Origin of the sequence: Streptomyces sp. NPDC059524, from assembly GCF_042749255.1 — a bacterium.
In the GTDB taxonomy this organism is placed as follows: domain Bacteria; phylum Actinomycetota; class Actinomycetes; order Streptomycetales; family Streptomycetaceae; genus Streptomyces; species Streptomyces xanthii.
The window spans coordinates 39,039-50,577 of sequence record NZ_JBHYTK010000015.1 but is presented as its reverse complement, the minus strand read 5'-3'; the positions used below and the strand labels follow the sequence as shown (position 1 = coordinate 50,577).

The following is an 11,539-nucleotide window of genomic DNA, read 5'->3' as shown; positions in this document are numbered from 1 at the left end:
CGGGCTGCGCCCCGCCCCCCGCCGCGTCGTGGCCCGCGGCGGCGGGGCCCCCGCGCCGGGCCCCGGCCGCGCCCGCGGCGCCCCTCGCCGAGATCGACCGGCTCGCCGCACTGCCCCACGTCAAGGGCGTCGGCGAGACCGGCCTCGACTACTTCCGCACCGGCCCCGAGGGCAAGGCGGCCCAGGAGAAGTCCTTCCGCGCCCACATCGAGATCGCCAAGCGGCACGGCAAGGCCCTCGTCATCCACGACCGGGAGGCCCACGAGGACGTGCTGCGGGTCCTCAAGGAGGAGGGCGCCCCCGAGCGCACCGTCTTCCACTGCTACTCCGGCGACGCCGACATGGCCCGGATCTGCGCCGAGCACGGCTACTTCATGTCCTTCGCGGGCAACGTCACCTTCAAGAACGCCCAGCCGCTGCGCGACGCCCTCGAAGTCGCCCCCATGGAACTGATCCTGGTGGAGACCGACGCCCCGTTCCTGACCCCGGCGCCGTACCGCGGTCGGCCTAACGCTCCGTACCTGATTCCGGTCACGCTGCGCGCCATGGCGGCCGTCAAGGGCGTCACCGAGGAAGCCCTCTCGACCTCGGTCTCCGCCAACACGGCCCGCGCCTTCGACTACTGAAACCGGCACCGGCCCCGCGCCGGTGATCGCGACACCACGTAGTCGCGTCGCTTTGGAGAGTGACGACCGCTCCGCTAGGTTCTGCTCGCCCGACCCGCCCCCACCCCGGGGGCGGACCCCTGGAGCGCCTGGAGCGTCGTCGTGAGCAAAGCGCCGTACGAGCCGTACGAGGATCCGTACGGTCCCGGTGGAGCCGGGGACGCGCACGGTTCCTGGGGATACGAGCCGACCGTCGTCGCACTCGACGCCCCCTGGTCCGAGCCCGTCGAGTCCGTCGGGCCCTTTGAGTCGGTCGGGCGCGTCGGAGCCGTCGAAGCCGTCGAAGCCCAGGCGTACGCGACCGCCACCGCCCGCACCGAGACCGCCCTGCCCCGCCAGGCGACCCCGCCCCGTCAGGCGACGCCGGGCGCCCGCCGCGCCGCGCGCCGCAAGAAGAGAGACCCGCGCCCCGACACCCTGCGCCGGCTGGTCCCCCAGGCCCTCGTCGTCGCGTTCCTCGCCGGCGGCACCTCCGCGTTCGTCGCCAACGACAAGGCCGTCCACCTCAGCATCGACGGCAAGGAACGCACCCTGCACACCTTCGCCGACGACGTCACCGAGCTGCTCGCCGACGAGGGCGTCGACGTCGGCGACCACGACCTCGTCGCCCCGGCCCCCGGCACCGCGCTCGCCGACGGGGACGAGGTCGCCGTCCGCTACGGGCGGCCCGTGCGGCTCACCCTCGACGGACAGCGCCGCGAGGTGTGGACGACCGCCCGCACCGTCGCCGGGGCCCTCGACCAGATCGGGGTACGGGCCGAGGGGGCCTACGTGTCCACGTCCCGCTCCCGGACCATCGGGCGGCACGGACTCGAACTCGCCGTCCGCACCGAGCGCAGCGTCACGATCATGGCCGACGGGCAGCGCCGCACCCTGCGCACCAACGCGGCGACCGTCGGCGAGGCCGTCGACGAGGCCGGGATCACCCTGCGCGGCCAGGACACCCTGTCCGTCGCCCGTGACAGCTTCCCGCGCGACGGACAGACGATCACCGTGATGCGGGTGACCGGCCGCAAGGAGGTCCGCGAGGAACCCGTCCCCTATGAGACGGAGCGCACCCGCGACGACAGCCTCTTCGAAGGCACGGAGGTCGTCACCCGGGCCGGCGGGACCGGGCTGCGCCGGGTCACGTACGCGCTGCGCACCGTCAACGGGGTGCGGCAGAAGCCGCGCCGGATCGCCGACGAGCTGATCCGGGCGCCGCGGGCCCAACTCGTGCGGGTCGGCACGAAGCCGCGGCCCGCGGAGGAGACCGGGTCCGGGTCCGGCTCCGGGCTGAACTGGGGGGCGCTGGCCCAGTGCGAGTCCGGGGGGCGGCCCGGAGCGACCGACCCCAGCGGCACCTACGGGGGGCTCTACCAGTTCGACACCCGCACCTGGCAGAGCCTCGGCGGCTCGGGGCGCCCCCAGGACGCGTCCGCCGCCGAGCAGACCTACCGCGCGAAGAAGCTTTACGCCCGCCGGGGTGCCACCCCCTGGCCCCACTGCGGCGCCCGCCTCTGACGGGCCCCACCCGCGCTGCCCCACGCCCCGATTCCCCAACCCCACCGGGTGCGCCCCCGTATCCCGGCCTCACTGGGTGCCCCCGCGTCCCCGGCACCACCGAGTGCCCCCGTGTCCCCGGCCCTACGGGGTGCCCCCGTGTCCCCGGCACCACTGGGCTCGTGGCCCCTGCAGCACGGGGAGTCCATGGACCCGGCCTCACCGGGTGCCCCCGTGTCCCCGGTCCCACCGGGCCCGTGGCCCCTGCATCACGGGGAGTCCATGGACCCGGCCTCACCGGGTGCCCCCGCGTCTCCGGCCCCACCGGGCCCGTGGCCCCTGCATCACCGGGCACCCATGGCCCTGGCCCCGCTCCCACCCACCCGCCCCCTCCGGGGGCGTCGGCCCGGCGCCGGAGCGAGGCCTTGGCTCACCGGGCCCCATGGCCCCTGCATCACGGGGCGCCCATGGCCCTGACCCCGCTCCCACCCACCCGCCCCCTCCGGGGGCGTCGGCCCGGCGCCCGGCCTCGGGCAGCGACTCAGCCGTGGGCACGCATCAGGTCGCCCTCGCCTCGGGCGGAACTCCCGCCTCGGGATGCACTCCGGTCACCCCTGCCTCGGGCCTGCGCCCAAGCCCCGGGTACGTACCCGGTCGGGTCGACCCAGCCTTGGGCAGTCTGCCGCCTGGGGCGGCACGGGTGGGCAAGGCGGCACCCCGGCGCCGGGTGCGCGATGCGGTAGGCCCCGGCTACAGCGCCGCCGCCGTAGGGGTCGCCGATCGTCGCCGGGTGCGCCACCGTCGTGGCTGGTCGCGCAGTTCCCCGCGCCCCTGAAGGCGCACTTCGTGCGCCCCAGGGGCCGCCGGCTCGCGCCCCGCGACGGAGTCGCTGAACGGACACAGCCCCGCGCCCCTGAAGGGCACACTCCGTGCGCCCCCAGGGGCAAGCCGGTCGCGCCCCGCGAAGCCGGTCGCGCCCCGCGACGGAGTCGCTGAACGGACACAGCCCCGCGCCCCTGAAGGGCACACTCCGTGCGCCCCAGGGGCAAGCCGGTCGCGCCCCGCGACGGAGTCGCTGATCGGGGTACGGCCCCGCGCCCCGCGACGGAGTCGCTGAGCGGCACACCTCGGCCCCCAAGGGGGCCGAGGTGAGGGAGGGTGGGGTGGGGGTTGGGCGCGGCTACCCTTGAACGGTGAGCAGCACTGAGCCTCAAGGCCCCCTTTTCGGCGCCGCAGACATCCGCGAGCTGGCGGCGGCCCTCGGCGTCCGGCCCACCAAGCAGCGCGGTCAGAACTTCGTGATCGACGCCAACACGGTCCGCCGCATCGTCCGCACCGCGGAGGTCACCGAGGACGACGTCGTGGTCGAGGTCGGCCCCGGCCTGGGCTCGCTCACCCTCGCGCTCCTGGAGACCGCCCGCCACGTCACGGCCGTGGAGATCGACGACGTCCTCGCCGCCGCGCTGCCCGCGACCGTCGCCGCCCGGATCCCGGCCAAGAAGGACGTCTTCGACCTGGTCAACATGGACGCGATGCAGGTCACCGCGCTCCCCGGCCCGCCTCCGACCGCGCTGGTCGCGAACCTCCCGTACAACGTCGCCGTACCGGTCCTGCTGCACATGCTCGCGACCTTCCCGAGCATCGAGCGCACCCTCGTCATGGTCCAGGCCGAGGTCGCCGACCGCCTCGCCGCCAAGCCCGGCAACCGCGTCTACGGCGTCCCCTCCGTGAAGGCCAACTGGTACGCGGAGGTCAAGCGGGCCGGCGCCATCGGCCGCAACGTGTTCTGGCCCGCGCCCAACGTGGACAGCGGCCTCGTCTCCCTGGTCCGGCGCACCGAGCCGATCGCGACCTCGGCGACGAAGGAAGAGGTCTTCGCGGTCGTCGACGCCGCGTTCGCCCAGCGCCGCAAGACGCTGCGCGCCGCGCTCTCCGGCTGGGCCGGTTCCGCGGCCGCCGCCGAGGCCGCCCTCGTCGCCGCCGGCGTCTCGCCGCAGGCGCGGGGCGAGGCGCTGACCGTAGAGGAGTTCGCCCGGATCGCGGAGGCCAAGGGGGCCGCGCAGTGACCACCTCGGTGACCGTCCGCGTCCCGGCCAAGGTCAACGTCCAGCTCGCGGTGGGCCCCGCCCGCCCCGACGGCTTCCACGACCTCGCCAACGTCTTCCTGGCCGTCGGCCTCTACGACGAGGTCACCGTCACCGAGGCCGACGCCTTCTCCCTGACCTGCACCGGCCCGGGCTCCGACCAGGTTCCGCTGGACCGTACGAATCTCGCCGCCCGCGCCGCCCTCGCGCTCGCCGAGCGGCACGGGCTCGGCGACCCGAAGGTCCGTATCCACATCGCCAAGGACATCCCCGTCGCGGGCGGCATGGCGGGCGGCTCCGCCGACGCGGCCGGTGCGCTGGTGGCCTGCGACGCCCTGTGGGGCACGAACGCCTCCCGCGCCGAACTCCTCGACATCTGCGCCGAGCTGGGCAGCGACGTGCCGTTCAGCCTCGTGGGCGGGGCGGCGCTCGGCACCGGGCGCGGTGAGCGGCTCGAACCGCTCGACGTGGGCGGGGAGTTCTGGTGGGTGTTCGCCGTCGCGGACGGCGGGCTGTCGACGCCGGCCGTGTACCGGGAGTTCGACCGGCTCAGCCCGGACGCGCCCGCCCCCGTCGCGTCGCCCGCGCTGCTCGACGCGCTGCGTACCGGTGACGTCGCGGCGCTCGCCGCCTCCGTCACCAACGACCTCCAGCCCGCCGCGCTGTCCCTCTTCCCGAGCCTGAAGTCCACGCTCGACGCGGGACGCGGGGCGGGAGCCCTGGCCGCGCTCGTGTCCGGGTCGGGGCCGACGACGGCGTTCCTCGCTGCGGACGAGGCGGCGGCGCGCGCGGTCGCCTCGGCGCTCGTCGCGTCCGGCACGTGCCGCGCGGCCCGGGTGGCCTGCTCCCCGGCACAGGGCGCCGTACTCATCTCCGGTTGAGTACGTCACCCCTGCCGGGCTGATCGCCGGCGCGGGACGCTACCGGCATGACGCGAACCCGTCCCCGCCGTAGCCGTCGCCGTCTGCGCCGGGCCGCCGTCCCTCTGGGAGCGGCGGCCCTGGTGGGCCTGCACACGGCCATGGCCCTGCGCGGCCACCCCCTCCCGCCGCCGAACCTCGGCGGCCCGGGCCGCCTGGTACGCCCCCGCGAGGTCACTCCGTTGGTACGTCGGCGTGTGCGAGTCCGTCGTGGCTGGTCGCGCCCCGCGGCGGAGCCGCAGATCGACACAGCCCCGCGCCCCTGACATGCAGACCCTTCGGGTCGCATTTCCCCGATGAGGCGCAGCCTCTTTGGAGACAGCGCACGAAGTGCGCGTCTCCAGGGGCGCGGGGAACTGCGCGACCAGCCCCCACCGGCCCGCAGTCGCGCGACAGCCCACCCCGCCCACGGCGATCCGCGCCCCGAACCCCGACTACGCTGGATGGTCGGCCCAAGGAGCGGAGCGCAATGGCAGTCAATCTGGTCAACGTCGAGAACGTCTCGAAGGTCTACGGCACCCGTGCCCTCCTCGACGGCGTCTCCCTCGGCGTGCAGGAAGGCGACCGGATCGGCGTCGTGGGGCGGAACGGCGACGGCAAGACCACCCTGATCCGGATGCTCGCCAAGCTGGAGGAGGCCGACACCGGACGCGTCACGCACAGCGGCGGCCTCCACCTCGGCGTGCTCACCCAGCACGACTCCCTCGACCCCGAGGCGACGGTCCGCCACGAGGTGATCGGTGACCTCGCCGACCACGAGTGGGCGGGCAGCGCCAAGATCCGCGACGTGCTGACCGGCCTGTTCGGCGGCCTGGACCTGCCTGGCTTCCCGCAGGGCCTGGACACGGTCATCGGCCCGCTCTCCGGCGGTGAGCGCCGCCGCATCGCGCTCGCAAAGCTGCTCATCGCCGAGCAGGACCTGATCGTGCTCGACGAGCCGACCAACCACCTGGACGTCGAGGGCATCTCCTGGCTGGCCGCCCACCTGCGCGCCCGCCGCTCCGCCCTCGTCTGCGTCACCCACGACCGCTGGTTCCTGGACCAGGTCTGCACCCGCATGTGGGACGTGCAGCGCGGCGACGTCTACGAGTACGAGGGCGGCTACTCGGACTACGTGTTCGCCCGCGCGGAGCGCGAGCGGATCGCCGCGACCGAGGAGGCGAAGCGGCAGAACCTGGTCCGCAAGGAGCTGGCCTGGCTGCGCCGCGGCGCCCCGGCCCGCACGTCCAAGCCCCGCTTCCGCGTCGAGGCGGCCAACGAGCTGATCGCCGACGTGCCCGAGCCCCGCGACAAGAGCGAGCTGATGAAGTTCGCGAACGCCCGGCTCGGCAAGACCGTCTTCGACCTGGAAGACGTCACCGTGCAGGCCGGCCCGAAGACCCTGCTCAAGCACCTGACCTGGCAGCTCGGCCCGGGCGACCGCATCGGCCTGGTCGGGGTGAACGGCGCGGGCAAGACCTCCCTGCTGCGCGCCCTCGCGGAGGCCGCCGGCAGCCAGGGCGACGTCCAGCCCGCCGCCGGGAAGATCGTCGTCGGCAAGACCGTGCGGCTCGCCTACCTGTCCCAGGACGTGACGGAGCTGCCCGGCACGCTCCGCGTCCTGGAGGCCGTGCAGCAGATCCGCGACCGCGTGGACCTCGGCAAGGGCCGCGAGATGACGGCCGGCCAGCTGTGCGAGCAGTTCGGCTTCGGCAAGGAGAAGCAGTGGACGCCCGTCGGCGACCTGTCCGGTGGTGAGCGCCGGCGGCTCCAGCTGCTGCGCCTGCTGATGGACGAGCCGAACGTCCTGTTCCTCGACGAGCCGACGAACGACCTGGACATCGAGACCCTGACCCAGCTGGAGGACCTGCTCGACGGCTGGCCCGGCTCGATGATCGTCATCTCCCACGACCGGTTCTTCATCGAGCGCACGACGGACAACACGTTCGCGCTGCTCGGTGACGGCGCGCTGCGGATGCTGCCGCGCGGCATCGACGAGTACCTGGAGCGCCGCCGGCGGATGATCGAGGCCGCGACCCCGGCCCCGGCGGCCGCCGCCCCCGCCCAGGACGCGGCCACGAAGGCGCCCTCGGCCGCGGACGCCCGCGCCGCCAAGAAGGAGCTCCAGAAGATCGAACGGCAGCTCGACAAGCTCTCCGGCAAGGAGGCCAAGCTGCACGAGCAGATCGCTGCGAACGCGACGGACTTCGCGAAGGTCGCCGAACTCGACGCCGAGCTGCGCGCGCTGTCCGATGAGAAGGACGAGTTGGAGATGCGCTGGCTGGAACTCGCCGAGGACGCGTGAAGACGTTCAGGAGGAATTCTGAAGGTCTGGGAAGAACGGGCGAAGCCGCGTAACGGACACATCACGGGCCGGTGCTCCCTTGGGAACAGGCGAGCGACCGGCCCCTGTGCGGGGCGCCCCGAGTGATAGAAAGGGCGGCTGAGGGGGGCCCGTGGGCACCCCGTGACCGACCTGAACGTCCGGGAAAACCAGCCAGGCGTGCCAGTACATCAGCAGAAACGGGGGGAGCGCTGATGACTCAGCCGCCCAACCAGCCGCCCGCGGGCGGCTTCGGAGCACCGCAGGATCCGCAGGGGCAGACACCGCCCCCGCCCGCGGGTCCGCCGCAGACGCCTCCGCCGGCGCAGCCCGGCTACGGCTACCCGCAGCAGCAGCCCCAGCCCGGTTACGGCTACCCCCAGCAGCAGCCCGGCCCGTACGGCACCCCGCCCCAGCAGCCGGGCCCGTACGGTCAGCCGCCGCAGCAGCCCGGCCCGTACGCGCAGCAGTCCGGCCCCTACGGCCAGCAGCCCCAGTACGGCTACCCGACCCAGCAGCAGCCCGGCGCCCCGGTCCCGCCGAACGGCGGCGGCAACGGCATCAAGGGCAAGACCTGGGCGATCGCCGCGGCCGCGCTGGCACTGGTGGTCGTCGCGGGCGGCGTCGTGTTCGCCGTCGTCGGCGGTGACGACGACACCACGGACAAGAAGGAGCCCGAGGCCAAGGGCAAGGACCCGAAGGCCTCCGTCTCCGCCCCGGTCAACCCGGGCGACGGCCAGGGCGACGGGCACGCCGGCGACGAGGACCTCAACGAGGGCCGCCAGGACGGCGAGGCCAAGGTCCTCTGGTACAAGACGGCCCCCAAGGTGCCCGGCGACGGCGCCGACGCCCCCGGCATGTGGATCACCGACAAGGTCGCGGTCAAGGCCGCGTACAAGGAGGTCCTGGCCTACAACGTCGACGACGGCAAGATCAGCTGGCCCGCGGTCGCGTTCCCGCAGAAGATCTGCGCGGTCACCAAGACGCCCTCCGACGCGGGCAAGATCGTCGTCGCGTACAAGAGCGGCACGTCCTCGCGCGCCAAGTGCAACCAGGTGCAGGAGATCGACCTGGCCACCGGCGAGAAGGGCTGGGCGGCGAAGATCCCTGAGCGGGAGAACGACGACGACTTCTTCGACGGCACCGGCTCCGAGATCGGCCTGAACTACGCGGGCGACACGCTCATGGTCGGCCGCCAGATGTCCGGGCTCGCCCTGAACGCCAAGGACGGCAAGCGGAAGTTCGCCGTCGAGCAGTACGGCGACGACTGCTTCCCCAAGGCCTACACCGGCAACAGCAAGAAGCTGCTCACGGTGGCCTCCTGCGGCGCGGGCGGCGACAAGGCCCACGAGGAGCTGCGCCAGCTGAACCCGCAGACCGGCAAGGCCCTGTGGACGAAGAAGTTCCCCAAGGACTGGCAGATCGCGAACGTCTACTCGGTCAGCCCGCTCGTCGTCTACAGCACCAACGACGACGACAAGAAGTACAACATCGCCTCCTTCAAGGAGAACAGCGCGACCGTGCAGGCCGAGGTCGGCGTCGACGGCCTCGACACCAGCTGCGGCAGCTCGTTCTCCTTCCTCAACCGCGATCTGAACGGCTGCCCCGGCGCCGTCGCCGACGCGAGCACCCTCTACATGCCCACGCAGGGCAAGGCGGGCGGGGCCAACGAGGTCGTGGCGATCAGCCTGACCAGCGGCAAGGAGCGCTGGCGCGTGAAGTCCCCCGAGGACCAGTCGCTGCTGCCCGTCACCGTGGACAACGGCGGCGTGGTCACGTACATGGAGGCGTCCTACGGCGGTCAGGCGGGCCGCGTCCTGTCGATCCCGGTCAACGGATCGCACACGCCGAAGACGCTGCTGCAGAACCCGGCGGGCACGGCCGCGATCGAGAGCGGCTTCTACTCGAAGGACGTCGCGTACGCCGACGGCCGCTTCTTCATCTCCGCCACCAACCTGTCCGGCAGCGCCAAGGGCCAGCAGAAGCTCATGCTGGCCTACGGCGACTGACGTCGCGCACTTCTGAACCGTCCCCTCACGCAAAGGCATTCCGAGGTACCCACGCCATGACGCAGCCGCCGCCCCAGCCTCCGAACGACCCCCAGCAGCCGCCCCAGGTGCCGCTCGGCAAGAACCCCGAGCCCCAGGACGCACCGGCCGCACCGGCCGCGCCCCCCACCCCGCCCGCGGGCGGGTTCGGGGCCCCGACGCCGCCCTCGGCCGGCGGTTTCGGCGCGCCGACGCCGCCCCCGCCGCAGGGCGGACCCGGCTACGGCTACCCGCAGGCGCCGCAGGGCGCCCCGCAGACCCCGCCCCCGCCGGCCGCCCCGCCGCAGGGCGGCGCCCCCGGCTACGGCTACCCGGCCCAGCCGCAGCAGCCCCAGCCGCCGACCCCGGCGTACGGGCAGCAGCAGTACGGGCAGCAGCCGTACGGCCAGCCCCAGCCGGGCCAGCAGCAGTACGGCTACCCGCAGCCGTCCACCACGCCGATGGCGCCCGTGAACGGCGGCGGCAACGGCGGCGGCAAGTCCGTCTCGCCGATCGTCTGGATCGTCACGGCGGCCGTCGTGGTCATCGCCCTGATCGTCGGCGGCGGCATCATGTACGCCGGCTCGTCCGACGACGGCAAGTCCGACACCACCGCCGGCGGTGAGAAGGGCGGCGAGGGCACCACCGGCAAGGGCGGTGGCGGCGGCGGCTTCGGCGGCGCCGGTGAGGAGAAGGTCCCGGGCAACACCTCGGCCCAGATCGCCTTCCAGCTGCCCGCGCCGAAGGTCGCCAAGGACAACGTCGACAGCGTCATGGGCTCCTGGCTCACCGACAAGACGTACGCCAAGTCCGGCGTGAACGAGATCGTCGGCTACGACCCGGCGACCGGCAAGGAGCAGTGGACGCTGCCGCTGTCCGGCCAGACCTGCGGGTTCACCCCGACCGTCACCAAGGACGCGCTCGCCGCGGTCGTCGCCGAGGACGCCAAGCGTCCCAAGGACGGCATGCACAAGACCTGCTCCCAGGTCACGCTGTTCAACGTCAACACCGGCGAGAAGGTCTGGACGACGAGCATCGGCTCGGGCGAGCAGGCCGTCCCGTTCGAGGAGCTGTCCTTCGTCGGCGACACCCTGGCGGCCGGCGGCGGCCTGCGCGGCGGCGCCGCGTTCGACGTGAAGACCGGCAAGCCGCTGTGGAAGCCGCAGCAGGGCAGCTGCGAGGACGTCGGCTACGCGGGCGGCGCCCAGCTCGTCGCGGTCCGCAAGTGCGGCGACTTCGACAACGAGAAGTACGAGGTCCAGCTCCTGGACCCGAAGTCCGGCCAGCCGAAGTGGTCGTACAAGCTCGCCGCCGGCGTCGACAACGCCAAGATCCTCTCCACCGACCCGGTCGTCATCGGCGTCGGCGCGGGTGACAACTCGGCGGGCACCGTCTCCGACATCTTCTCGATGGACGCGAACGGCAAGCTCATCACGAAGATCGCCATCGACGACGAGAAGTACGACTTCGACTGCGAGGTCGGCAAGATCGACGGCTGCAAGAAGATCGTCGTCGGCAACGGCCGCGTCTACCTCGCCACCCAGCAGCACGACGCGGGCGGCGACATCGGCCAGACCAACGAGATCGTGTCGTACGACCTGAAGAGCGGCAAGACGACCGCCGACCGGGCCGACGGCGGCGAGTACGAGATCTTCCCGATGCGCATGGACGGCGGCAACATCCTGGCGTTCAAGCGCGGCCCGTACGACAAGGGCAGCGAGGTCGTCACGATCGAGCCCAAGGCCATGAAGCAGACGACGCTCCTGGTCGCCCCGAACACGGAGCCGGTCAAGAACGCGATCAGCGCCATGGTCCCGGGCAGCAGCAGCAGCGAACTGCTCTACTCCAACGGGCGCCTGTACTTCGGCAAGGGCCTCATCAGCAAGCCCTACTCCGCTGACGAGAAGCAGTACACGGCCCTCGGCTTCGTCGCCAACGGCTGATCCCGCTCCAGGGCCGGGGGGGGGCGGGGGGACGCCCGCCCGCCGGGGGGGGGGCGCGGGGGGGGGGACGCGGCCGCGCGCCGCCCCCCCCGCCGCCCGACAGCGCTCGAGCGAGA

At 73.3% G+C, this 11,539-nt stretch carries 7 protein-coding genes; all 7 read left to right on the top strand.

Annotated elements, in window-relative coordinates:
- Positions 1–626 (top strand): TatD family hydrolase (locus ACFW9D_RS07010; RefSeq protein ID WP_384618798.1); only part of this gene is annotated, 626 nt, incomplete at its 5' end.
- A gap of 141 nt (positions 627–767) precedes the next feature.
- Positions 768–2,168: a ubiquitin-like domain-containing protein gene (locus ACFW9D_RS07005; RefSeq protein ID WP_384618796.1), complete on the top strand. Its 1,401-nt coding sequence runs from the start codon at positions 768–770 to the stop codon at positions 2,166–2,168.
- 1,172 nt (positions 2,169–3,340) lie between these two features.
- Positions 3,341–4,213 (top strand): 16S rRNA (adenine(1518)-N(6)/adenine(1519)-N(6))-dimethyltransferase RsmA, encoded by an 873-nt coding sequence (gene rsmA / locus ACFW9D_RS07000; protein ID WP_188338432.1) that lies wholly within the window; start codon positions 3,341–3,343, stop codon positions 4,211–4,213.
- Positions 4,210–5,112, top strand: coding sequence for a 4-(cytidine 5'-diphospho)-2-C-methyl-D-erythritol kinase (locus tag ACFW9D_RS06995; protein WP_384618793.1), 903 nt, complete (start codon positions 4,210–4,212; stop codon positions 5,110–5,112). The genes rsmA and ACFW9D_RS06995 overlap by 4 nt, the downstream gene beginning before the upstream one ends.
- A 508-nt stretch (positions 5,113–5,620) precedes the next feature.
- Positions 5,621–7,435, top strand: a complete 1,815-nt coding sequence (locus ACFW9D_RS06990) for an ABC-F family ATP-binding cassette domain-containing protein (RefSeq protein ID WP_188338434.1) — start codon at positions 5,621–5,623, stop codon at positions 7,433–7,435.
- Positions 7,436–7,668: 233 nt separating this feature from the next.
- Positions 7,669–9,462, top strand: coding sequence for a PQQ-binding-like beta-propeller repeat protein (locus ACFW9D_RS06985; protein ID WP_188338435.1), 1,794 nt, complete (start codon positions 7,669–7,671; stop codon positions 9,460–9,462).
- Between the two features lie 56 nt (positions 9,463–9,518).
- A complete protein-coding gene (locus ACFW9D_RS06980) occupies positions 9,519–11,423 on the top strand; it encodes a PQQ-binding-like beta-propeller repeat protein (protein WP_384618790.1) in 1,905 nt (634 codons plus the stop codon).
- Positions 11,424–11,539: the final 116 nt, after the last annotated feature.

Excerpts from the sequence above, each read along its gene's own strand:
- ACFW9D_RS06990 (WP_188338434.1), top strand. The coding sequence starts at position 5,621 with ATGGCAGTCAATCTGGTCAACGTCGAGAACGTCTCGAAGGTCTACGGC.
- ACFW9D_RS06985 (WP_188338435.1), top strand. The coding sequence starts at position 7,669 with ATGACTCAGCCGCCCAACCAGCCGCCCGCGGGCGGCTTCGGAGCACCG.
- ACFW9D_RS06980 (WP_384618790.1), top strand. The coding sequence starts at position 9,519 with ATGACGCAGCCGCCGCCCCAGCCTCCGAACGACCCCCAGCAGCCGCCC.